The organism is Streptomyces sp. NPDC020898 (assembly GCF_044333925.1).
Taxonomy (GTDB): domain Bacteria; phylum Actinomycetota; class Actinomycetes; order Streptomycetales; family Streptomycetaceae; genus Streptomyces.
Map to the genome: position 1 here is coordinate 78,100 of NZ_JBIRRV010000019.1, position 23,092 is coordinate 101,191.

Below are 23,092 nucleotides of genomic sequence, written 5' to 3' on the forward strand. Positions count from 1 at the left end.
TAGTACAGATGAGTGGAGGAGTGATCCGTGGCCGACGCGGCGATCACCGTCGAAGGCGCACACAAGAAGTACGGCGACACACAGGCACTGTCCGGACTCGATCTCACGGTCGCCCGCGGCACGGTGCACGGCGTGCTCGGGCCGAACGGCGCGGGCAAGACGACCCTGGTCCGCATCCTGTCCACCCTGCTGCGGCCCGACGGCGGCCGGGTCGAGGTGGCCGGCCACGACGTGCTGACCGAGGCCCGGGAGGTCCGTTTCCGCATCGGTCTGCTCGGCCAGCACGCGGCGCTCGACGAGGAGTTGAGCGGCCGGCAGAACCTGGAGATGTTCGGCCGCCTCTACCACCTGGGCGCCAGCCGCGCGCGCGTGCGGGCCGACGAACTCCTCGTCCGCTTCGGGCTCGCGGACACCGGTCGCAAGGCGGTCAAGCAGTACAGCGGCGGAATGCGCCGCCGCCTCGACCTCGCCGCCTCCCTCATCACCGACCCGGAGGTGCTCTTCCTCGACGAGCCGACGACCGGCCTCGACCCGCGCGGCCGCAACGAGGTGTGGACCGCGGTCCGCTCCCTGGTCGGCGGCGGTACGACGGTCCTGCTCACCACCCAGTACCTGGAGGAGGCCGACCAGCTCGCCGACCGCGTCTCGGTCGTCGACCGGGGCAGGGTCGTCGCCGACGGCACACCGGACGAGCTGAAGGCTGCCACCGGCGGCGACCGCATCGACGTCGTCCTGCGCGACGCGGGTCAACTGGGCGCGGCGGTCGCCCTGTTGCCCGTACCCGCCGAGGGAGTCTCCGTGGACCCCGACCGGCGCCTGCTGAGCGCCCAGGTCACCGACCGCATGGCGGCGCTCTCCGGGGTTGTACGGGCCCTGGAGGAGGCCGGGATCGAGGCCGAGGACGTCGCCCTGCGGCGCCCGACGCTGGACGAGGTGTTCCTGGAGCTCACCGGGGGCGACGAACGGGCGAAGGAGGCCGTGTGACGACGACGTACGGGACGAAGACGGGCGGTGGCCGGGCCCTGGCACCGGCGCCGGGCACGCACGCGTGGGCCGACTGCTGGACCATGACCCGCCGCGAACTCGCCCACTGGGCACGGCAGCCGGTCCAGGTGCTGGTCGGGCTGGTCTTCCCGGTGATGCTGCTGTTGATGTTCGGCTATCTGGTGGGCGGCGGCCGGGGAGTGAGCGGCGAGTACGTCGACTACCTGGTCCCCGGCATGCTCGCGCTCACCATGGCCTTCGGCCTGGAGGGCACGATGCTCGCCGTCACCCAGGACCTCAACAAGGGCGTGATCGACCGCTTCAGGTCGATGCCCATGGCCAACGGAGCGGTCCTGGTGGGCCGTTCGGCCGCCGACATGCTCCAGTCGGCCCTGGGGCTCGCCGTGATGCTCGTGGTGGGGTACGCGATCGGCTGGCGCGCGAACGGCGGCGTGGCGGCCTTCCTGGGGGCCGTGGGCCTCCTCCTGCTCTTCCGCTTCGCCATGCTGTGGATCGGCATCCAGCTGGCCATGGTGGCCGGAAAGCCGGAGCTGGTGCAGGCGGTCCAGATCCTGGTCTGGCCGGTCGGCTTCCTCTCCAACGCCTTTGCGACCCCCGAATCCATGCCGGGCTGGCTCGGTACGGCCGTCCAATGGAACCCGATGTCCCAGACGGCCACCGCGGTACGCGATCTGTTCGGCAACCCCGGCGGCGAACCGGGCCACATCTGGGCCGCCGTCGCCTGGCCGCTGGCCCTGCTGGCGGTCTTCTTCCCCCTGGCGGTACGCAGGTTCGGGCGCCTGAGCAGCTGAGCGTTCCGCTGGAAGCGCGGTGATGTACCTGCGGGCCGGTGGGGGCTGGTCGCGCAGTTCCCCGCGCCCCTTTCGGGGCGCGGTCGCGCACCCGCCGTGGGCCACACCCGCCGTGGGCCACACCCGCCGTGGGCCGCACCCGCCGTGCGGCGGGACCGCCGCACGGCGGAGCGCAGATCGACACCGCCCGCGCCCCGGTCTCACCAGGGCCGCTCAGGCCGGTACCCATGACCCATGGACCTCGTTCAGTGATGGAATCCGGTGGCCGCGTCCTTGTCGTGCGTCCAGGGGTGCGGCTGCCGGCGCAGTTCGGGCAGCAGCCCTTCCAGGTCCTCCACGAACAGCTCGGCAAGGTCCACGGAGAACCCGTTGCGGCACACGACCCGCAGGACGGACAGATCCTGCCGGTTCTCCGGGAAGGTGTACGCGGGCACCAGCCAGCCGCGCTCCCGCAGCCGTCGTGAGACGTCGAAGACGTCGTACGCGGTCACGTCCGCCCCGGTCGTGAAGGCGAACACGGGCAGCTCATCGCCCCGGGTGAGCAGCCGGAAGTCGCCCAGCTCCTCGATCCGCCCGGCGAGGGAGAGCGCCACGTCCCGCGTGGACTGCTGCACGGCCCGGTAGCCGTCGCGGCCCAGCCGCAGGAACGTGTAGTACTGCGCGACCACCTGGGCCCCGGGGCGCGAGAAGTTGAGCGCGAACGTCGGCATGTCGCCGCCCAGGTAGTTGACGCGGAAGACGAGTTCCTCGGGCAGCGCCTCCTTGTCGCGCCACAGCGCCCAGCCGACGCCCGGGTAGACCAGCCCGTACTTGTGCCCCGAGGTGTTGATCGAGGCCACGCGCGGCAGCCGGAAGTCCCACACCAGGTCCTCGTCGAGGAAGGGCGCCACCATGGCTCCTGAGGCCCCGTCGACGTGCACGGGGACGTCGAGCCCGGTGCGCTCCTGGAGGGCGTCCAGAGCCGCACAGAGGTCCGCGATCGGCTCGTACGACCCGTCGAAGGTCGACCCGAGGATCCCGACGACCCCGATGGTGTTCTCGTCGCACAGCTCGGCCGCCGCCTGCGGATCGAGATGGAATCGCTCACCCTCCATGGGCACCAGGCGCGCCTCCACCTCCCAGAAGTTGCAGAACTTCTCCCAGCAGACCTGCACGTTGACGCCCATGACGAGGTTCGGCCGGACGTCCCGCCCCGGATACCGGTCGGCGTTGCGCGCCGCCCACCGACGCTTCAGCGCCATCCCGGCGAGCATGCACGCCTCACTCGAACCGGTGGTCGAACAGCCCACGGCCGCGGCCGGATCGGGCGCGTTCCACAGGTCGGCGAGCATCGCCACACAGCGCCGCTCCAGCTCGGCCGTGCGCGGGTACTCGTCCTTGTCGATCATGTTCTTGTCCTGGCACTCGCCCATCAGAACCCCGGCCTGCGGTTCCATCCAGGTGGTGACGAAGGTGGCCAGGTTGAGCCGCGAGTTGCCGTCGAGCATCAGTTCGTCGTGCACGAGCTGGTACGCCGTCGTCGGCGGCAGCGGGGCGTCCGCCAGCCGGTGCGTGGGCGGGGCCTCGGCCATACCGCCGACCGGATCGGCCTCCCCGTAGAACGGGTTGACGGAGAGCCTGCGCCCGTCGCCCTTGCCGTCAGATGTTTCGCTGTCTCCGCGGTGCAGTGGCATGCGTTCGACGGTAGGTCCGGGCGGCGGGGCTTGCACCTCACGCCGGGTGAGGAAGCAGTGTGGAGTGCGTACCGAGAAGGGAGCGGAAGTGAGCTACTCCGTAGGACAGGTCGCCGGCTTCGCCGGCATCACGGTGCGCACCCTGCACCACTACGACGAGATCGGCCTCCTTGTGCCGGGCGGACGCAGCCACGCGGGCCACCGGCGCTACAGCGACGCCGACCTCGACCGGCTGCAGCAGATCCTGTTCTACCGGGAGCTCGGTTTCCCCCTCGACGAGGTCGCCACCCTGCTGGACGATCCGAACGCGGACCCGCGCGCGCAGCTGCGCCGTCAGCACGAGCTGCTGACCGCCCGGATCGAACAGCTCCAGAAGATGGCGGCGGCCGTGGAGCACGCCATGGAGGCACGCAGAATGGGCATCAACCTCACGCCCGAGGAGAAGTTCGAGGTCTTCGGCGACAAGGACCCGGAGGCACACGCGGAGGAGGCCGAGCGCCGCTGGGGCGGCACGGAGGCCTACGAGGAGTCGCAGCGCCGCGCGGCCACGTACACGAAGGACGACTGGAAGCGCATGCAGGCCGAGGTGGCCTCCTGGGGCGAGCGCTACGACGTCCTGATGGCCGCCGGCGAGCCCCCGACCGGCGAGAACGCCCTCGCCATGGCCGAGGAACACCGCCGGCACATCACCAAGTGGTTCTACGAATGCACGTACGACACTCACCGGGGCCTCGCCGACATGTACATCTCCGACGAGCGCTTCAAGGAGTTCTACGACTCCGTGCGACCGGGCCTCGCCGAGCACCTCTGGGAGGCGATCACGGCGAACGCGGCCCGCAACGGTTCGTAGTGCTCAGCCCCGGGTGGGTCACTCCCGGACCAGGACCACCGCGGTCCCGTACGCGCACACCTCCGTGCCCACGTCCTGCGCGTCCGCCACGTCGAAGCGGAACGCCAGCACCCCGTTGGCGCCGCGCGCGCGTGCCTGCTCGACGAGACGTTCCATGGCCTGGTTGCGGGTCTCGACGAGCGTCTTCGTCAGCCCCTTCAGCTCACCGCCGATCATCGACTTCAGCCCGGCCCCGATCTGGCTGCCGAGGTGCCGCGACCGCACGGTCAGCCCGAAGACCTCACCGATGACCTTCTCGACCCGGTAGCCGGGGATGTCGTTCGTCGTCACGACCAGGACGTCGGACTCAGGTCCCTGGCCGCCGCCGTACTCTTCGATACCCATAACCTCACAGGGTGGCCCCAGTTGCCGCACAGCGCACCCCGGAGTGACTCATGGAAGCTGTGGAACCCGAAGGGGACGCATTGCGTTGATAGCTTTGTGCGGACCCATCTGGTTGCCGTATCTCCCTAGGTAAAACAGGAGCACGAAACAGTGCACGGAACAGTGACGACGCTTGCCCTCGGACCAAGCTGGCTGGATCCGGACTACCTGTTGGACCAGTTCGGCATCTGGGGCCTGCTCCTGATCGTGTTCGCCGAGTCCGGCCTGCTCATCGGCTTCTTCCTGCCGGGTGACTCGCTGCTGTTCACGGCGGGTCTGCTGATCACCGCGGGCACGCTGGACTTCCCCCTCTGGGGCGCGGTCGCCCTGATCTGCGTCGCCGCGATCCTCGGCGACCAGGCGGGCTACATGTTCGGCAAGAAGGTCGGCCCCGCGCTCTTCACGCGCCCGGACTCCCGGCTCTTCAAGCAGGAGAACGTCGCCAAGGCCCACGAGTTCTTCGAGAAGTACGGCCCGAAGTCCCTCGTGCTGGCCCGTTTCGTGCCCATCGTGCGCACGTTCACGCCGATCATCGCCGGCGTCTGCGGCATGAAGTACCGCACGTTCGTCACGTACAACGTCATCGGCGGCGTGCTCTGGGGCGCCGGCGTCACCCTGCTCGGCTCCTGGCTCGGCAACATCGACTTCGTCAAGAAGAACATCGAGCCCATCCTGCTGCTGATCGTCCTCATCTCCGTCGTCCCGATCATCATCGAGTTCGCCCGAGCCCGCAGCAAGGCCAAGAAGAACCCGCCCCAGCAGCAGCCCCCGGCCCAGCCGATGATGGACGACGCGACAACCCAGCTCCGCCGCATCCCCCCGGCGGACCAGCAGGACGAGTACCCGCAGCAGTACGGCCAGAACCCGGGCTACGACCAGTACTACGACCAGCAGCCCTACGCCCAGCAATACCCCCAGCAGTACCCCCAGGGCTATCAGCAGGACCAGCAGCAGTACCCATACGGCAACCAGAACAACGGCTACCCCCCGAACTGACGGCTGGGCAGCGCACCTAGGGGCGCGGGGAACTGCGCGACAAGCCACAACGAGCCCGCACCCGCCACACAACAGAACCCCCCGAGCTCCTAGGCACCCCGTGCTAAAACCCCCGCGTCCGCTTCGCGGCCCGCCTGGCCCCGGCGGAGCCGCTGGGCATCCTCAGGAACAACCGCGAGATCTCCGACCCGAGGTTCACCCCGATCGCGATGGCCATCGCGAGCGCCGCCGCCTTGGACAGCGACAGCAACCCCGCGTCCATGTCGTTCTGCGCGATCGACAACAGCCCGAAATAGGTCGCAGACCCCGGCAGCAGGGGCCCGATGGCGGCCGTCGTGTACGGCAGCGCGGACGCGTACCGGTAGCGGGACAGCAGTTGCCCGAACAGCCCGACCAGCCCCGCCGCGACGGCGGTCGAGGCCACCGGGGAGAAGTCGCCGGTGTCGTGCATCGCGCCGTACACGGTCCAGGCGACACCCCCGTTGAGCGTCACGATGAGCACGGTGGAACGTTCCTGCTGGAGCATGATCGCGAAGGTCAGCGACAGCAGCATGGAGGCGCCGATCTGCAACAGCGGCTCCGCGGTGCCCAGGGCGGCGTCAGGGTTGAGCTCGGCGCCGAGTTCCACGCCGAAGTACAGGATCAGCAGCACCCCGACGACGATGCCCACGAAGAAGTACATGACCTCCAGCAGACGTGCGGACGCGGTGATGTAGAACCCGGTCAGCCCGTCCTGCACCCCGGCCACCAGCGCCCGCCCGGGCAGCAGCGCGAACAGCCCGCCGGTGACCACGGCGGACGCCTTCACGTCCACCTCCGCGAGCGTCAGTGCGACCCCTATGGCCGCCGGCGGCATCGCGGCCACCGTGAACTGGTAGAACTCCGGCAGCCCACGCCCCGCGCACAGCCACGCCAGCCGGTCGCCCAGTATCGCGCCGAGCGCCGCCGCCACGAACACCACCAGGTCGCCGCCGACCAGCACGGAGGCGGCGCCCGCGAGCAGCCCGGCGGCCACGGTGAGCCCCCAGCCGGGATACGGGTGCCGGTTGCGCCGCATCTCAGCGAGGCGCCCGTAGGCCTCTTCCAGGGAGGTGGCGGTCTCCGAGTCGCTCAGGTCGTCCACGAGCCGGTAGACGGCCGCCAGACGCGTGTAGTCGGTGCCCCGGCGCCGGACCGTCCGTGACGCCGTCACCGGATCGTCGACGAGCGAGGGCTGGTACGAGATCGACAGCAGGGTGAACGTGACGTTCGGCTCGCAGCGGTCGAGGCCGTAGGAGTGGCAGACGGCGAACATGGCCGCCTCCACGTCCTCGGCGCCCTCGCCGCCCGCGAGCAGCAGTTCGCCGATGCGCAGGGTCAGGTCGAGCACGCGCGGGACGGCGGGCCCGTCCTCCTCGGCGGCCTTCGGGATCCGCTCCGGCGCGGGCCGCTCGGCCACCGGCATACGCAGCATCGTGCGCATCCGGTCCTGCCAGGGCACGTCCTTGGTGAGACTCACCACAGGGATACCGGTGGGCGGCGTGAACGCGGGCGCCCGATAGGTGCGCGGGGTGCTGAAGGCCGACCCCGACCCCGCGGCATCACCGGGCGGCTGCGGAACGTCGAGCCCGTCCGGCAGGGCGAACTCGGAGGTGGTCTCGGCCTCCCCGACGACGTGCTTCGGCGGGGCCAGCCCCTTGGGAAGCGCGAACTCGGAGGTGGTGGACGACTCCCCGTCACCACCGCCCGTCGCCCCGCCCCCGACGGGAACCGTGAAGACGGCTCCGGCCTCGTCCGACGGCGGCTTGCGGTCCTCGTCCGTCACTCCGTATCGCTCCCTGCGCACGCCCTTTCAGTACGCCTCAGTATGCGCACAGAGACACGAACGGGCCGCACGCGTACGCGTGCGGCCCGTTTCGGGAACCACCGTCCGGGAAGCTCAGTGGCCGCCCTGCTCCTTGAGGCGCTTGTACGACCGCTCGATCTCGGCCTCGGCCTCCGTGCGGCCCACCCAGTTGGCGCCCTCGACGGACTTGCCGGGCTCCAGGTCCTTGTAGACCTCGAAGAAGTGCTGGATCTCCAGCCGGTCGAACTCCGACACGTGGTGGATGTCGCGCAGGTGCTCCACGCGCGGGTCGTGCGCGGGCACGCACAGCAGCTTGTCGTCGCCGCCGGCCTCGTCCGTCATCCGGAACATGCCGATCGTGCGGCACTGGATGAGGCAGCCGGGGAAGGTCGGCTCGTCCAGGATGACCAGCGCGTCCAGCGGGTCGCCGTCCTCGCCGAGGGTGTTCTCGACGAAGCCGTAGTCGGCCGGGTAACTGGTCGAGGTGAAGAGGCGACGGTCCAGACGGATCCGACCGGTCTCGTGGTCCACCTCGTACTTGTTCCGCGAACCCTTCGGAATCTCGATCGTGACGTCGAACTCCACCGGTGGCTCCTCCATGATCAGTACATAGTTCTGGTGGTTAAGTGTCCCTCACGCAGGTGTGTGATCGCGAAAGGGGCTGGTGGTCGTGCCAGAGCTGAGGCCGTGGCGGGCCGCGAGGCCGCGTGTGGCGCGGCTCGCGCGAACCGTACGGCCGCGTCTGACCCGGGCCGCGGCAACGGTGAAACCGCAGCTCGGACGGGCCGGAGCAGCCGTAAGACCGCAACTCGAACGAGCGACGGCGACCGTGAAACCGCAACTCGCGCGGGCCTCGGACGCGGTGAAACCGCGGGTGGCACGGATCACACAGGCCGTGGCACCGAAGCTCGCCGGTCTCCCGAGGCCGACGTCGTTCAAGACCCTGCCGATGTCGCTGCCGAAGACCGTGCGGACCTGGCAGTACACCGCGGGCGCCGCCACCGCCGGACTGGCCCTGACCGCCGGCGTGGTGACCGCCACCGGCCCCTGGGACTCCACCGGTCAGCGTACGGCCGAGCGGGACTGGGCCGCCGCGCAGGAACGGTCCGGTGGCACAGATCACGGGCGTAAATCCGGTACGTCGGACACCTCCGGTACCTCTGGTACGTCGGCCGGGGCGCCCGCCCCCGCACCGAGCGCCCCCTCCGTGCTGGCCGGCCTCGGCGGCGCCACCGGCACCCTGAAGGCGCCACCGGCCGGAAAGGCCCTGGAGGCCGTTCTGGAGCCGCTCCTGAGGAACCCGGCCCTCGGCACCCACCGGACGGCCGCCGTCGTCGACGTGGCCACCGGGAAGCGCCTGTACGGCCTGGGGGCCGGCGAGGCGCTCGTCCCGGCCTCCACCACGAAGATCGCCACGGCCGTCGCCGCGCTCTCCGCGATGGGCGCCGACCACCGCCTCACCACCCGGGCCGCCCTGGAGTCCGACACGAACGAACTCGTCCTGGTCGGCGGCGGCGACCCCACCCTGACGGCCCGTACGGACCCGGCGGGCTGGGCGAGCCTGCGCACCCTGGCCGACTCGACGGCCGCCGCCCTGAAGAAGCGCGGCGTGCGCCAGGTGACGCTCTCGTACGACACCACGCTCTACGCCGGCAAGGAACTCCACCCGATCGGGGTCAACGACAACCTCGCCCCGGTCAGCGCCCTGATGGCCGACGAGGCCCGCACGGACGGCTCGTCGAGCGGACCGGCCCCGCGCGTCACCGACCCGGCGGCGGACGCGACCCGCACGTTCGCCGTCCTGCTGGCGAAGCACGGCATCAAGACGACCTCCCCCGGCCCGTCCAAGGCCACGGGCCGCGCGACCACCCTGGCGAAGGTCTCCTCGCCGCCGCTCTCGGACCTGGTCGAGCGCATGCTGACCAACAGCGACAACGACCTCGCGGAGGCCCTGGCCCGCCAGACCGCGCTCGCGACGGACATCCGGCCCGACTTCGCGGGCGGTGCCAAAGCGATCCACGCGCAGCTCAAGAAGCTCGAACTGCCCATGTCCGGCGCCCGGTTCGCGGACGGCAGCGGCCTGAACCGCGCCGACCGGCTCACCCCGGCCCTCCTCACGTCCCTCCTGGCCAAGGCCGGCGACCCGTCCCGCCCCGAACTCCGCCCGGCCCTCACAGGCCTCCCGGTGGCAGGCTTCACGGGCACCCTGAGCACCCGCTACACGGACGGCGCGGCAGGCGTCGTACGGGCCAAGACGGGCACCCTGACCGGCGTGAACGCCCTCGCGGGCACGGTCGTCGACCGCGACGGCCGTCTCCTGGCCTTCGCCTTCCTGGCAGCGAACACGACCAGCCCGACCCAGGCCCAGGCGGCCCTGGACCGCACGGCAACGGCACTGGCGGCCTGCGGCTGCTGAGCGCTCCGCGGGAGACGCGGTTCTTTGTCTGCGGGCCGGTGGGGGCTGGTCGCGCCCGCGCGGCGGAGCCGCAAATCGACACAGCCCCGCGCCCCAATGGGGCGCGTTTCCGCACCCGCTGTGGGCAGGGACCGGTCAGCACCGCTGTGGGGTGCCGGCCCAACAAGCCTCGGCCCCTGCCGACCTCGTCGCCCTGCCCCCGGAGGGCCCCCTCACGTACGGTTGACGCATGACGAGCATCGGTGGTGCTGCATCTGCTGGGATGGTCGACTGGAATCTCGCGGTGGCGACCGCGACCCGGCTTGTTCGGCCGGGTCCCGAGGTGAGCCGCGACGAGGCCCGGGCCATCGTCGCGGAGCTGCGCCGACATGCGAAGGCCTCTGAAGAACACGTCCGGGGCTTCACCCGGATGGGAACCGACGCCGTCCACGACACCCCCGTACTCGTCGTCGACCGCCCAGGCTGGGTGCGGGCGAACGTCGCGGGGTTCCGGGAGGTGCTCAGGCCGCTGCTCGACAAGATGCAGGAGCGGCGGGGGAGTACACCGGGCGGGGCCGTACTGGGCGCGGTCGGCGGCAAGGTGACCGGCGTCGAGCTGGGGATGCTCCTGTCGTTCCTGTCGTCCCGGGTGCTCGGCCAGTACGAGACCTTCGCCCCGGCCACCCGCGAACTGCCGGCGGGCGCGAACGGCGGCGGCAGGCTGCTTCTCGTCGCGCCGAACATCGTGCACGTGGAGCGCGAACTCGACGTACAGCCCCACGACTTCAGGCTCTGGGTGTGTCTGCACGAGGAGACGCACCGCACCCAGTTCACGGGTGTGCCGTGGCTGCGTGACCACCTGGAGGGCGAAATCCAGTCGTTCTTGGGGGAGACCGACGTCGACCCCATGACGTTCCTGGAGCGCATCAGGGAGGCAGCGCAGTCCCTCGCGGGCGGCAGGCCGGAGGGCGAGGAGGACGACGGCGGGCGGTCTCTGGTGGAGCTGGTGCAGACGCCGGCCCAGCGGGAGATCCTCGGCCGGCTCACCGCGGTCATGTCCCTCCTTGAGGGACATGCCGACTTCGTGATGGACGGAGTGGGCCCCGCGGTGGTGCCCTCCGTGGCCGAGATCCGGGAGAAATTCCAGCAGCGGCGGGCCAAGGGGGCCTCCCGGCTGGACCTCGCCCTGCGCAAGCTCCTCGGTCTGGATGCCAAACTCAGGCAGTACCGGGACGGCGAACGGTTCGTCAGCGCCGTCGTCGGCCAGGTGGGCATGGACGGCTTCAACCGCGTGTGGACCTCTCCGAACACCCTCCCGACGAAGGCGGAGATCGCCACACCGGCGGACTGGGTCGCGAGGGTGCACCGCAAGCCGGAATCGTGAGCCCTTGGGGTTTGTGGTGAAGCGAAACCGGCCGACGGCAGGCAAACGCCCCTTCAATCACCCGTCCGAGGGACCGTGGGGCATGGGTAGGCGTGCAATGCTCGGGGAACGGCCTGTTTCTGTCACCATCTACACACTCTGAGTGACCGGACTCGGGTTCACACCCCCCGAAAACTTCATGAAGGGAACCGGACATGGGTCCCCATCCTGCGGTCGCGGCGATACGCCTGGCGGTTCGCCGCGCCCTCCACGACATCCTCAGCGGGCACACCTCGCCTGCCGCCCTCCTCCCCGGCCCCGCCACGCCGGGCGGGTCGTCCCCGCTCGTCCTCGTCGCGTGCTCGGGCGGCGCCGACTCCATGGCGCTCGCCTCCGCCCTCGCCTTCGAAGCGCCCAAGCTCGGTCTGCGCGCCGGCGGCGTCACCATCGACCACGGTCTCCAGCCCGGCTCCGACCTCCGCGCCGACGAGGTCGTCCTGCGCCTGACCGAACTCGGCCTCGCCCCGGTCGAGTCGGTCGCCGTCACCGTCGGCCGTGAGGGCGGCCCCGAGGCCGCCGCCCGCGACGCGCGGTACTCCGCCCTGGACGCCGTCGCCGAGCGCCACGGCGCCACCGCGGTCCTCCTCGGCCACACCCGCGACGACCAGGCCGAGACCGTACTGCTGGGCCTCGCCCGTGGCTCCGGCATCCGCTCCCTGTCGGGCATGGCCGCTGTTTCCGGGGGTCCGGGGGCCCCCGGCCGTTACCGCCGGCCCTTCCTCCAGCTCGACCGCCAGACCGCCCGCAAGGCGTGCATGGTCCAGTCCCTCCCGGTCTGGGACGACCCGCACAACGCCGACCCGGCGTACACCCGGTCCCGGCTGCGCCACGAGGGGCTGCCCGCCCTGGAGAAGGCCCTCGGCAAGGGCGTGGTGGAGGCCCTGGCCCGCACGGCTCAGCTCTCCCGCGACGACGCCGACGCCCTCGACACCTGGGCCCGCCAGGCCGAGGCGTCCGTACGGGATGCCGCGGGCCTTCTGGAGTGCGCCAAGCTGTACGCCCTGCCGCCCGCCGTACGCCGCCGCATCCTGCGCCGCGCCGCCATCGAGGCGGGCGCTCCGGCCGGTTCGCTGTTCGCCCGCCACATCGAGGAGGTCGACCGGCTGATCACCGGCTGGCGGGGTCAGGGGGCCATCAATCTCCCCGGTCGGGTCGTCGCCCAGCGGCAGGGTGGCAGACTGGTGATTCGGCAAGGCTGAATCCGGACCCACCGGCGAAACCGCGTACGCGGCCTTCGCAGGACCGCTCACGTGGTCGAGGGCGGTCCGAGCGACCGGTGGGACGACCGAAAGTGATGCGGGTGGACGCGAAAGACATGGGTGCCGACCTCAAGTCGGTGCTCATCACCAAGGAAGAGATCGACGCGAAGCTGGTCGAACTGGCCGCGAAGATCGACGCGGAGTACGCGGGCAAGGACCTGCTGATCGTCGGTGTCCTCAAGGGCGCGGTGATGGTCATGGCCGACCTGGCCCGGGCGCTGTCCACCCCCCTCACCATGGACTGGATGGCCGTGTCGTCGTACGGCGCGGGCACCCAGTCCTCCGGTGTGGTGCGGATCCTCAAGGACCTCGACACCGACATCAAGGGCAAGCACGTCCTCATCGTCGAGGACATCATCGACTCCGGCCTGACCCTGTCGTGGCTGATCTCCAACCTCGGCTCCCGTGAGCCCGAGTCGCTGAAGATCTGCACCCTGCTGCGCAAGCCGGAGGCCGCGAAGGTCGCCATCGACGTGGAGTGGGTCGGCTTCGACATCCCGAACGAGTTCGTGATCGGGTACGGCCTCGACTACGCGGAGAAGTACCGCAACCTTCCGTTCGTCGGTACGCTCGCGCCGCACGTCTACGGCGGCTGACACGGCACTGGGTCCCGAGGCTGCTGAGCCAAAGGGCCAGTCCTGTGGGACGTTCGGGAACCCTGGAGGGTTCCGCGCCGTTGGAGCATTCGTGGACGGGATTGCCGACCCACCCGTGCGGCTTCGGGTGACAATGCTGGGGTACCGTCCGAAGCACAGTCTTTAGAACAGTCTTTATCAAACTCACTATGGCAGGAGGGACGGGGCGACACCGCTCCGTATGGATGGACGTGAAGCGATACTTCCGTGGGCCGGTCATGTGGATCGTGCTGGCCGTCCTTGCCGTGGTCGTGTTGATGCAGGTCGTCGGCTCGTCCGGCGGCTACAAGACAGTGGACACAGGCCAGGTCGTCCAGGCGATCAATGACAACAAGGTCGAGCAAGTCAAGATCACCACCGGCGACGAGCAGGTGATCAAGGCTCAGCTCAAGGACGGCCAAAAGGTCGAGGGCAGCTCGAAGATCCAGGCGAGCTACATCGGCGACCAGGGCGTCAACCTGGCGAACACTCTCCAGGACAAATACCAGAACAAGCAGATTCCGGACGGCTACACGGTCTCTCCGACCAAGCAGAACGCATTCGTGAGCATTCTGCTGTCGCTGCTCCCCTTCGTCCTCATCGTCGTCGTGTTCCTGTTCCTGATGAACCAGATGCAGGGCGGCGGCTCCCGAGTCATGCAATTCGGGAAGTCCAAGGCCAAGCTCATCACCAAGGACACCCCGAAGACGACGTTCGCGGACGTCGCGGGCTCGGACGAGGCCGTCGAGGAGCTCCACGAGATCAAGGAGTTCCTCCAGGAACCGGCCAAGTTCCAGGCCGTCGGCGCCAAGATCCCCAAGGGTGTGCTCCTCTACGGGCCTCCCGGTACGGGTAAGACGCTGCTCGCGCGTGCTGTCGCGGGTGAGGCGGGCGTTCCCTTCTACTCGATCTCGGGTTCCGACTTCGTCGAGATGTTCGTCGGTGTCGGTGCCTCCCGGGTCCGTGACCTCTTCGAGCAGGCCAAGGCGAACGCCCCGGCGATCGTCTTCGTCGACGAGATCGACGCGGTCGGCCGGCACCGTGGTGCCGGTATGGGCGGCGGTCACGACGAGCGCGAGCAGACGCTGAACCAGTTGCTCGTCGAGATGGACGGCTTCGACGTGAAGGGCGGCGTCATTCTGATCGCTGCCACGAACCGGCCCGACATCCTCGACCCGGCCCTTCTGCGTCCCGGCCGCTTCGACCGCCAGATCGCGGTCGACCGCCCGGACATGATCGGCCGCCTGGAGATCCTCAAGGTTCACCAGAAGGGCAAGCCGGTCGCTCCGGACGTCGACCTGTCCGCGGTTGCGCGTCGTACGCCGGGCTTCACCGGCGCCGACCTGTCGAACGTGCTGAACGAAGCCGCGCTGCTCACCGCGCGCGGCAACCTGAAGCTGATCGACAACAACATGCTGGACGAGGCGATCGACCGTGTGGTCGCGGGCCCGCAGAAGCGGACCCGGATCATGTCGGACAAGGAGAAGAAGATCACCGCGTACCACGAGGGCGGTCACGCCCTGGTTGCGGCGGCATCTCCGAACTCCGACCCCGTCCACAAGATCACGATCCTTTCGAGGGGCCGTGCTCTGGGCTACACGATGGTCCTGCCGGACGAGGACAGGTACTCCACGACCCGCAACGAGATGCTCGACCAGCTTGCGTACATGCTGGGCGGGCGCGCGGCCGAGGAGCTCGTCTTCCACGACCCGACCACGGGCGCTGCGAACGACATCGAGAAGGCCACCGCAACGGCCCGCGCGATGGTCACGCAGTACGGCATGACCGAGCGGCTCGGCGCGATCAAGTTCGGTGGCGACAACACCGAACCGTTCCTCGGCCGTGAGATGGGTCACCCGCGCGACTACTCGGAAGAGGTCGCCGCGCTGGTCGACGAAGAGGTCAAGAAGCTCATCGAGAACGCGCACAACGAGGCCTGGGAGATCCTGGTCGAGAACCGCGACGTCCTCGACGCCCTGGTGCTCGAGCTGCTGGAGAAGGAGACGCTGAGCAAGGAGCAGATCGCCGAGGTCTTCGCTCCCATCATCAAGCGCCCGGCCCGCCCCGCGTGGACCGGATCCTCCCGCCGTACGCCGTCCACCCGCCCGCCGGTGCTCTCCCCCAAGGAGCTGTCGCTGACGAACGGTGCGAACGGTTCGGCGCCGGCGATCACCACCAAGGCCGGTGCCACCGAGTCCGTCCCCGCGACGGAGCCGGTGACGGAGGACCGCACCGAGAGCTGATCCCGGCTCTCCTGCCTCCTCCCGCTCAGTGGGCCCGGAATGGATGCCGCGCCCCCCAGGTTCTAGCCTGGGGGGCGCGGCATTTCGGTATGTCCGCACGCGCGACGCGTGTCCACACGCGTGACAGGGACAGGAACGAGGCACCAGATGACCGACCCCGTGACGCTGGACGGCGAGGGCACGATCGGTGTCTTTGACGAGAAACGAGCTGAGAACGCCGTACGGGAGCTGCTGATCGCGGTCGGCGAGGACCCGGACCGGGAGGGCCTGCGGGAGACACCGGGGCGGGTGGCGCGGGCGTACCGGGAGATATTCGCGGGGCTGTGGCAGAAGCCCGAGGACGTGCTGACGACCACGTTCGACCTGGGGCACGACGAGATGGTGCTGGTGAAGGACATCGAGGTGCTCAGTTCCTGTGAGCACCATCTGGTGCCGTTCGTCGGGGTCGCCCACGTCGGCTACATCCCGTCTGTCGACGGCAAGATCACCGGGTTGTCGAAGCTGGCCCGGCTGGTGGACGTCTACGCCCGCCGTCCGCAGGTGCAGGAACGGCTCACCACGCAGATCGCCGACTCCCTGATGGAGATCCTGGAGCCGCGCGGGGTGATCGTCGTCATCCAGTGCGAGCACATGTGCATGTCGATGCGGGGTGTGCGGAAGCCGGGTGCGAAGACGATCACGTCGGCGGTGCGGGGGCAGTTGCGGGATCCGGCCACTCGTAACGAGGCGATGAGTTTGATCATGGCGCGGTGATGTAGTCGGTTCTTCGTCTGCGGGTCCGTTGTGGCTGGTCGCGCAGTTCCCCGCGCCCCTTTGGGGCGGGCGCGCTTTACGAGGCCGGTGCTGTTCCGGCGTTGTTGTCGTCGTCCTCCGGGAGTTTGCAGACGCGTTCCAGGAAGAAGGCCGCGGCGATGACGGCGATGCCTGCGAGGACCGAGAAGCCGGCGTAGATGGCCTGGTCGCGGCGGGCGGGGATGTCCAGGGACTCCAGGAGGAAGACGCCCGTGCCGCCGTACATCCCGGCGACGAGGGCGGCCACCAGGGCGCTGGCCTGGCCGAAGACGACCGCGCGGGCGGCCATCAGGGGATCGACGCCCTTGGCACCGGGGCGCCGGTCGCGCTGGGCGTTGAGGCGGGCGCGCAGGGAGAGCGCCGTGGCCAGCAGGACCGCGGCGATCAGGGCGAGGACAACGGGGGCGGCCAGCGGGACGCTGGGGAGTGTCCCCACCGAGTTCCACAGCCGGGCGCCCGCCCAGGAGAGCACTCCGGCCACACCGAACATGCCGGCCAGCAACTTGACGCGCAGCTCTCTCACAATGCCCCTTCAGCTCCCCGGACCGGCCGATCGACCTGTGGTCGTCATGACCTTAACGGCTATTCCGGCAGCCGGAGTTCCAGGTCGGCGCGGGGTTCGACACCGTCCAGGGCGACGGTCTCCAGGAGCGCGGTCACCGGGCCGCGGCCGGGCAGCTGGGCCTCGGGGTCCACGTCGTGCCAGGGGGCGAGGACGAAGGCCCGCTCGTGGGCGCGCGGGTGGGGGAGGGTGAGGACCGGGTCGTCGGAGATCTCGTCGGCGTACGCGACGATGTCGACGTCGATCGTGCGCGGGGCCCAGCGTTCCTCCCGGACGCGGTGGAAGGCCTCCTCGACCGCGTGGGCCCGCTCCAGGAGCGAGGACGGCGGAAGCGTCGTCTTCAGGACGACCACCGCGTTGAAGTACGACGGCTGGCTGCCCGCGGGCACGCCCCACGGCTCCGTCTCGTACACCGGGGAGACCGCTTTGACGCGGACGCCCGGGGTGTCCTCCAGGGCGTCGATGGCCCCCTGGAGGGTCTCCAGGCGGTTGCCGAGGTTCGAGCCGAGGGAGATGACGGCCCGCTTCGGGTTGTGCAGGGTCGTGTCGGCCGCGTCGACCTGCTGGACGACGGAGGCCGGCACCGGCTGGACGGTCGGGTCGCTGTGACTCTCGGTGAACGAGGCGGTCATACTCGGCTCCGGGTGATGGTGATGGTCACGTCGTCGAAGGGCACCGTGATCGGCGCGCCCGGTTTGTGGACGCACACCTCGACCTCCTGGACCCCCTGGTGCTTGAGGCAGACCTGGGCGATGCGCTCGGCGAGCGTCTCGATGAGGTCCACGGGCTCGCCCTCGACGACGGCCACGACCTCCTCCGCCACGATGCCGTAGTGCACGGTCTTCGCCAGGTCGTCGTCGGCCGCGGCCGGACGGGTGTCCAGGCCCAGCGACAGGTCCACGACGAAGGTCTGGCCCTCTTCCCGCTCCTGCGGGAACACACCGTGGTGACCACGGGCCCTGAGGCCGCGCAGCGCGACACGATCCACGCGAATCACTCCTGCAATCGTCGTTGACGGCCGCTTCGGACCGGGTGCGGTCGACCGGGCAGCCACTCTCGAATCTACCTGCGGGCACTGACAGTGCCCGCTCCGCGAAGGCCCCGTCCAGGTGGTGGTCAGAAGGGTTCACCGAGAGTTTCCCCGTGGGAACACCGCTGATCACGGGCTGGGTAGCCGCGCCTACCCAGCGTCCATGATTCCAACCACGTACGGCTCAGGAGGGTGTGTCGTCGGCCTCGGGCTCGTCGTCTTCGGTCTCGGCCAGGACCGGGGACGCGTGGTGCGACCAGAGCTTCCAGCCGGCGGACGTGCGGCGGAACACATTGGTGGCGACGACCAGCTGGCCGACCAGCGGCCCCAGCTCGTCGCTGTCCTCGGGGGCCGGGCCGCCGCTGAGGATGTTCTCGGTGCAGGTCACCAGGGCGGTGTCGCCGGTGACGGAGACATGCACGTCGGTGAGGAAGAACTGGATGTACTCGGTGTTCGCCATGATAAGCGCGTACGAGCGGAGCACCTCGCCGCGTCCTGTCAGCACCGGCCAGCCCGGGTGCACGCAGGAGACCACGCCGGAGTCCGCCGGGTCGTGGTACTCCTCGTCGACGCCCAGGTCGGCGGGGGTGAGCCAGAGTGCGGACACTCCGTCGAAGTCGCCCTGTTCCAGCGCCTCGTAGAAGGCGGTGTTGGCGAGTTCGACCTGCTCGACGTCGGTGTGGGGCGCGCTCACCGGGCTCCCTCTGCGTTGCGGACGGCTTCGGCGCCGCGGGCTTCCTCGACCGCGCGGGCGACCCGTACGGCGTCGGCGGTGGCGCGGACCTCGTGGACGCGGACCGCCCAGGCGCCCTGGTGGGCGGCGAGCGCGGAGACGGCGGCGGTGGCTGCGTCGCGCTCCCGCGCGGGTGGTGGGGCCCCCTCGGGACCGGCCAGTACGCGGCCCAGGAACCGTTTACGGGACGCGGCGACCAGCAGGGGGTGGCCCAGGCCGTGCAGGCGGTCGAGGTGGGCCAGGAGGGTCAGGTCGTGACCGGCCTCCTTGGAGAAGCCGAGGCCCGGGTCGACGACGATCCGGTCGGGGGCGATGCCGCCGGCCAGAACGGCGTCCACGCGCGCGTGCAGTTCGTCGACGACCTCGGAGACGACGTCCGTGTACACGCCCTTGATGTTGCCGCCCTCCAGGAAGCCGCGCCAGTGCATGACGACGAAGGGGGCGCCGGCGTCCGCGACGACCGGGATCATCGCGGGGTCGGCGAGGCCGCCGCTGACGTCGTTGACGAGGACGGCGCCGGCTGCCAGTGCTTGCTCGGCGACCGAGGCGCGCATGGTGTCGACGGAGACGGTGACGCCCTCGGAGGCGAGGCCGCGGACCACGGGGACGACGCGCTTGAGTTCCTCGGCCTCGTCGACGCGGGCGGCGCCGGGGCGGGTGGACTCGCCGCCGACGTCGACCAGGTCGGCGCCCTCGGTGACCAGGTCGAGGCCGTGCTTGACGGCGATGGTCGTGTCGAACCAGCGGCCACCGTCGGAGAAGGAGTCCGGGGTCACGTTCACGACGCCCATGACCGCGCAGCGGTCCCAGGCCGGGAGGCCGGCGACGCGGCCGCGTCCGCTGTGGTTGTTCATGCGTTCAGCGTAGGCCCCCGGCGGTTGGGCGGGTTCTTTGGTGCGGGTGCGGTGTGGCTTGGGCCTTTGTTTCCCACCCACCCGCCCGTCTCGGTCCGTTGATCGGCTCGGTCGAAAAGCATTCTCGGCTCGGTCCAATACAGCCTCGGTTCGGTCGACATGTGACCTCGGTTCGGTCGGAAGGCGACCTTGGCTCGGTCGGGATGTGGCCTCGGCCCGGGTGGAAGGCGACCCTGGCTCAGGCGCAAGACGACCTTGGCCCGGGTGGGAAGTGGCCCCGGCCCGGGTGGAGGCATTCGTCGGCCCGTGGCCCGAGCGGCTGCCCCTGGGCTGGGAGGGGGCGGGGCGCCGCTCGGGCCTGTCTCTGGTGCGGGGTCACGCCGCGCGTACCGTGCCTCTGTCTGCCGTTCCGTGGGCGCAGGGGCGGCGGGTCGATGTGCGGCGGCGTAGGAGGCGGGGGAGGGCCAGGGTGACGAAGCCCTCGGCCTGCATCGCGGCGAGGCCGATGCGGGGGAGGTCGCTGGAGGTGCGGTAGACGACGAAGCGGGGCTCCCAGCGGGGGCGGAACTTGGCGTTGAACTTGTACAGGGACTCGATCTGGAACCAGCGGGACAGGAACACCAGCAGGCCCCGCCAGGCCCGCAGTACCGGCCCCGCGCCGATCTTCTCGCCGCGGGCCAGTGCCGAGCGGAACATGGCGAAGTTGAGCGAGACACGGGCGACGCCGAGGCGGGGAGCGGCCTCCAGGGCGGCCACGATGAGCAGTTCGTTCATGCCGGGGTCGGCCGAGCGGTCGCGCCGCATCAGGTCGAGGGAGACGCCGTCCGGGCCCCACGGCACGAAGTGCAGGATCGCCTTCAGGTCGCCGTACGGGCCGGGCCGGTCGTCGGCCTTGTGGGCGGTGGCGATCAGGCAGTCGCCGTCGTCGGGGTCGCCGATGCGGCCCAGCGCCATGGAGAAGCCGCGCTCGGTGTCGGTCCCGCGCCAGTCCTCCGCGGCGAGCCTGATCCGCTCCAGCTCGTTCTCCCCGAGGTCACGGACGCGTCGTACCCGGGTTTCGTAGCCCGCGCGTTCGATGCGCTTGACCATCTGGCGCACGTTGCGCATCGCGCGCCCGGAGAGGGAGAAATCCGCGACGTCCACCACCGCCTCGTCTCCCAGTTCGAGGGCGTCGAGGCCGGTCTCGCGAGTCCAGACCTCGCCGCCCGTCTCCGAGCAGCCCATGACCGCGGGGGTCCAGGAATGGGCCTTGGCCTCGTCCATGAAGCGTTCGATGGCGCCCGGCCAGGCCTCCACGTCGCCGATCGGGTCGCCGCTCGCGAGCATCACGCCGGAGACGACGCGGTAGGTGACGGCGGCTTTCCCGCTGGGGGAGAAGACGACCGCCTTGTCGCGGCGCAACGCGAAGTGGCCGAGGGAGTCGCGGCGGCCGTGCTTGTCGAGGAGGACGCGCAGCCGGTCCTCGTCCTCCTGGGTGAGGTGTGCGGCCGGGTGTTCGGGGCGGAAGGCGAAGTAGATGGTGGTGAGGGCGGTGAGCAGGCCCAGGGCGCCGAGCGAGAAGCCGACCGTCCAGGAGGTGGGCCCGTCGTAGTCGACGGGGCCCTCGAAGCCGAACAGGCCGTACAGCACGTGGGTGATGCGGTCGGCGAGGCTCGGGTCGCCGTACATGCGGTCGCCGTGGGCGCTCACGATGACCAGCCCGAGCGCGAGTGAACCGGCGCTCATCAGCACGAAGTTGGTGAGTGCGCGCCAGCGGCTGCGCGGGTCGGGCAGGGCCTCGAACTCGGTGCGATGACGCAGCAGCACCACCAGCAGGAGTACGGAGATGACGAGCCCGACGAGGGAGTGCCGGTAGGCGAACTGGGCCACGGCGCCGGCCGGCAGCAGGGCCACGGCGGCGCGCCAGGCCCGGCGCTTGCGGCGCCTGAGGCCGTGCGCGAGGAGCAGCAGGAGGACGCCGGTGCTGAGCGAGAGCGCGGCGGCGAACGGGCCGAGCGCGCCCGGCAGCACCTCCGCGATCGCGTGCATACGGCTGTGCCGGAAGCGTGGGAAGACGCCCGCGGCGATGTCGACCAGGCCCACGAGCGCACAGGCCCGGGCGACCACCGCGGGGACGGCCTCGGGGCGCGGACCGCGCAGTACGCGCCGCACTCGGTGTGATCGTCCCGGAACCTCGACCGACATTTCCGCATCTAGCCTGACAGACATCGCATCCCGTAGTTCCGCGAGAGACCTGGAATCCGGAGCCAATCCGGCATCCGGCGACATTGCGCCCTCTAGGACGGTGTCTCGGGGGAGGAGGTTCACTCGCCCACGGAAAGCTGTACCAAAGGGCACCCAAAGCCCGGGGCAAGCCGCAGTGAAGGAACGTGCAGGAAGCGGCCGCCGCCGGCGGAGAGAGTGGGCAACAGCAGTCATGGGTCTCACGAGCAAGACAGTGCTGGCGCTGGCGATCCTGGCCGCCACCCTGCTGTTCATCGGCACGATCGTGTTCTGGCCCCGGCTGGCGCACCGCACCTGGCGGGCCGTCAGCGGCCGGGCGGTGCTGCTCCTGGCCACCCAGGTCATGGTGTTCGCCTCGGTCGGTCTCGTCGCCAACCAGAGCTTCGGCTTCTACGCGTCCTGGGCCGACCTCCTGGGCAAGGAGACCGACCAGGGCGTGGTCGTCGACCAGACCGCCGGCGCACGGGGCGGCGTCCGGACGATCTCCACCCAGTCGGTGGACGTGCCGGGCGGACACCTGCCCAGGGTCGGCGGCCAGATCCAGAAGATCGGCGTCGTCGGCAAGAAGACAGGCATCACCTCTCCCGCGTACGTCTATCTGCCGCCGGAGTACTTCCAGCAGCAGTACGCCGAGCGCACCTTCCCGGTGGTCGTCGTACTCACCGGCTATCCGGGGACCGCGAAGGCCCTCGTCACCAAGCTCGACTTCCCGGACACCGCACATGAGCTGGTCAGGGACGGCAGGTCGCAGCCGATGATCCTGGTGATGCTGCGGCCGACCGTGGCACCGCCCCGGGACACCGAGTGCGTGGACGTGCCCGGCGGGCCGCAGACGGAGACGTTCTTCGCCCAGGATCTGCCCGCGGCCCTCGCCGCCCACTACCGGGTGGGTTCGAGGCCCGGCAGCTGGGGCATCATCGGCGACTCGACGGGCGGCTACTGCGCGCTGAAGCTCGCGATGCACCATCCGCGCGCGTACACGGCGGCGGTGGGCCTGTCGCCGTACTACAGGGCACCGGTCGACGCCACCACGGGAGACCTTTTCCAGGGCGACGGGAAGCTGAAGCGCCACGCCGACCTGGAGTGGTACATCGAGCACATGCCGCCGCCGGACGTCTCCCTCCTGGTCACCACCAGCAGGCACGGGGAGACCAACTACGGGCCGACGATGCGGTTCGTGGACCTCGTCAAGAAGAGGGCCCCGACCAGGATCTCGACGATCGTCCTGGAGAGCGGCGGCCACAACTTCAACACCTGGCGGCGCGAGATCCCGGCATCGCTGGAGTGGCTGAGCGGGCGGCTGACGGATCGTTGACGGGCCGTCGACGGGCCAGCTGTGTGCGGCAGGGGCGTCATGAGGCCCTTGGCCTTGGGCCGTAAGCCCTGTGAAGGGTTGGGGAC

Annotated in this window: 21 protein-coding genes; 11 read left to right on the forward strand and 10 right to left on the reverse strand. The window is 70.2% G+C overall.

The window, feature by feature from the left end; genetic code table 11:
* The first annotated feature begins 27 nt into the window (after positions 1-27).
* Together ACH4TV_RS39795 and ACH4TV_RS39800 are read left to right on the forward strand one after the other, a co-directional pair.
* The gene (locus ACH4TV_RS39795; protein WP_398406227.1) at positions 28-984 is read left to right on the forward strand and encodes an ATP-binding cassette domain-containing protein; all 957 of its coding nucleotides are present in this window, start codon (positions 28-30) and stop codon (positions 982-984) included.
* A gap of 83 nt (positions 985-1,067) precedes the next feature.
* Positions 1,068-1,796, forward strand: a complete 729-nt coding sequence (locus ACH4TV_RS39800; RefSeq protein WP_398406288.1) for an ABC transporter permease — start codon at positions 1,068-1,070, stop codon at positions 1,794-1,796.
* A 245-nt stretch (positions 1,797-2,041) separates the two neighbouring features.
* Here the strand turns inward: ACH4TV_RS39800 and ACH4TV_RS39805 are convergent, their stop codons facing one another.
* Positions 2,042-3,469, reverse strand: a complete 1,428-nt coding sequence (locus tag ACH4TV_RS39805) for a glutamate decarboxylase (protein ID WP_398406228.1) — start codon at positions 3,467-3,469, stop codon at positions 2,042-2,044.
* A gap of 88 nt (positions 3,470-3,557) precedes the next feature.
* On the opposite strand from ACH4TV_RS39805, the gene ACH4TV_RS39810 reads away from it, so the two are divergent.
* Positions 3,558-4,319, forward strand: coding sequence for a MerR family transcriptional regulator (locus ACH4TV_RS39810; protein WP_398406229.1), 762 nt, complete (start codon positions 3,558-3,560; stop codon positions 4,317-4,319).
* An 18-nt stretch (positions 4,320-4,337) separates the two neighbouring features.
* Here the strand turns inward: ACH4TV_RS39810 and ACH4TV_RS39815 are convergent, their stop codons facing one another.
* Positions 4,338-4,703 carry a YbjQ family protein gene (locus ACH4TV_RS39815; protein WP_398406230.1) on the reverse strand — a complete coding sequence of 122 codons (366 nt, stop codon included), beginning with the start codon at positions 4,701-4,703 and terminating at the stop codon, positions 4,338-4,340.
* 162 nt (positions 4,704-4,865) lie between these two features.
* Here ACH4TV_RS39815 and ACH4TV_RS39820 point away from each other — a divergent pair, with 162 nt between their 5' ends.
* The gene (locus tag ACH4TV_RS39820) at positions 4,866-5,738 is read left to right on the forward strand and encodes a DedA family protein (protein WP_398406289.1); all 873 of its coding nucleotides are present in this window, start codon (positions 4,866-4,868) and stop codon (positions 5,736-5,738) included.
* Positions 5,739-5,841: 103 nt separating this feature from the next.
* Here the strand turns inward: ACH4TV_RS39820 and ACH4TV_RS39825 are convergent, their stop codons facing one another.
* Positions 5,842-7,542 (reverse strand): threonine/serine exporter ThrE family protein, encoded by a 1,701-nt coding sequence (locus tag ACH4TV_RS39825; protein WP_398406290.1) that lies wholly within the window; start codon positions 7,540-7,542, stop codon positions 5,842-5,844.
* Between the two features lie 114 nt (positions 7,543-7,656).
* Positions 7,657-8,148 carry an inorganic diphosphatase gene (locus tag ACH4TV_RS39830; RefSeq protein ID WP_168529311.1) on the reverse strand — a complete coding sequence of 164 codons (492 nt, stop codon included), beginning with the start codon at positions 8,146-8,148 and terminating at the stop codon, positions 7,657-7,659.
* Between the two features lie 79 nt (positions 8,149-8,227).
* Between ACH4TV_RS39830 and dacB the strand changes: the two genes are divergently transcribed.
* From dacB to folE, 6 genes are all read left to right on the forward strand, one after another.
* Positions 8,228-9,979, forward strand: a complete 1,752-nt coding sequence (gene dacB, locus ACH4TV_RS39835) for a D-alanyl-D-alanine carboxypeptidase/D-alanyl-D-alanine-endopeptidase (RefSeq protein WP_398406231.1) — start codon at positions 8,228-8,230, stop codon at positions 9,977-9,979.
* Between the two features lie 229 nt (positions 9,980-10,208).
* Complete coding sequence (locus tag ACH4TV_RS39840) at positions 10,209-11,342, forward strand: zinc-dependent metalloprotease (RefSeq protein ID WP_398406232.1); 1,134 nt, start codon at positions 10,209-10,211, stop codon at positions 11,340-11,342.
* Positions 11,343-11,536: 194 nt separating this feature from the next.
* Positions 11,537-12,580, forward strand: a complete 1,044-nt coding sequence (tilS, locus tag ACH4TV_RS39845; RefSeq protein ID WP_398406233.1) for a tRNA lysidine(34) synthetase TilS — start codon at positions 11,537-11,539, stop codon at positions 12,578-12,580.
* 95 nt (positions 12,581-12,675) lie between these two features.
* The gene (hpt, locus tag ACH4TV_RS39850) at positions 12,676-13,236 is read left to right on the forward strand and encodes a hypoxanthine phosphoribosyltransferase (protein WP_044471976.1); all 561 of its coding nucleotides are present in this window, start codon (positions 12,676-12,678) and stop codon (positions 13,234-13,236) included.
* 224 nt (positions 13,237-13,460) lie between these two features.
* The gene (ftsH, locus tag ACH4TV_RS39855; protein ID WP_398406234.1) at positions 13,461-15,497 is read left to right on the forward strand and encodes an ATP-dependent zinc metalloprotease FtsH; all 2,037 of its coding nucleotides are present in this window, start codon (positions 13,461-13,463) and stop codon (positions 15,495-15,497) included.
* Between the two features lie 147 nt (positions 15,498-15,644).
* Positions 15,645-16,250 carry a GTP cyclohydrolase I FolE gene (gene folE / locus ACH4TV_RS39860; RefSeq protein ID WP_398406235.1) on the forward strand — a complete coding sequence of 202 codons (606 nt, stop codon included), beginning with the start codon at positions 15,645-15,647 and terminating at the stop codon, positions 16,248-16,250.
* 76 nt (positions 16,251-16,326) lie between these two features.
* Here folE and ACH4TV_RS39865 read toward each other — a convergent pair whose 3' ends face one another.
* The 6 genes from ACH4TV_RS39865 to ACH4TV_RS39890 form a co-directional block, all read right to left on the reverse strand.
* On the reverse strand, positions 16,327-16,812 hold the full coding sequence (locus ACH4TV_RS39865) for a DUF3180 domain-containing protein (RefSeq protein WP_398406236.1): 486 nt from the start codon (positions 16,810-16,812) through the stop codon (positions 16,327-16,329).
* A gap of 59 nt (positions 16,813-16,871) precedes the next feature.
* Positions 16,872-17,483 carry a 2-amino-4-hydroxy-6-hydroxymethyldihydropteridine diphosphokinase gene (gene folK / locus ACH4TV_RS39870; RefSeq protein ID WP_398406237.1) on the reverse strand — a complete coding sequence of 204 codons (612 nt, stop codon included), beginning with the start codon at positions 17,481-17,483 and terminating at the stop codon, positions 16,872-16,874.
* Positions 17,480-17,839 carry a dihydroneopterin aldolase gene (folB, locus tag ACH4TV_RS39875; protein ID WP_327695581.1) on the reverse strand — a complete coding sequence of 120 codons (360 nt, stop codon included), beginning with the start codon at positions 17,837-17,839 and terminating at the stop codon, positions 17,480-17,482. Before folB ends, folK begins: the two co-directional genes overlap by 4 nt.
* Positions 17,840-18,065: 226 nt before the next feature.
* The gene (locus ACH4TV_RS39880) at positions 18,066-18,575 is read right to left on the reverse strand and encodes a nuclear transport factor 2 family protein (protein ID WP_398406238.1); all 510 of its coding nucleotides are present in this window, start codon (positions 18,573-18,575) and stop codon (positions 18,066-18,068) included.
* A complete protein-coding gene (folP, locus tag ACH4TV_RS39885; protein ID WP_398406239.1) occupies positions 18,572-19,468 on the reverse strand; it encodes a dihydropteroate synthase in 897 nt (298 codons plus the stop codon). Before folP ends, ACH4TV_RS39880 begins: the two co-directional genes overlap by 4 nt.
* Before the next feature lie 375 nt (positions 19,469-19,843).
* Positions 19,844-21,652 carry a phosphatidylglycerol lysyltransferase domain-containing protein gene (locus tag ACH4TV_RS39890; protein WP_398406240.1) on the reverse strand — a complete coding sequence of 603 codons (1,809 nt, stop codon included), beginning with the start codon at positions 21,650-21,652 and terminating at the stop codon, positions 19,844-19,846.
* 232 nt (positions 21,653-21,884) lie between these two features.
* Between ACH4TV_RS39890 and ACH4TV_RS39895 the strand changes: the two genes are divergently transcribed.
* On the forward strand, positions 21,885-23,006 hold the full coding sequence (locus ACH4TV_RS39895; protein ID WP_398406241.1) for an alpha/beta hydrolase: 1,122 nt from the start codon (positions 21,885-21,887) through the stop codon (positions 23,004-23,006).
* Positions 23,007-23,092: the final 86 nt, after the last annotated feature.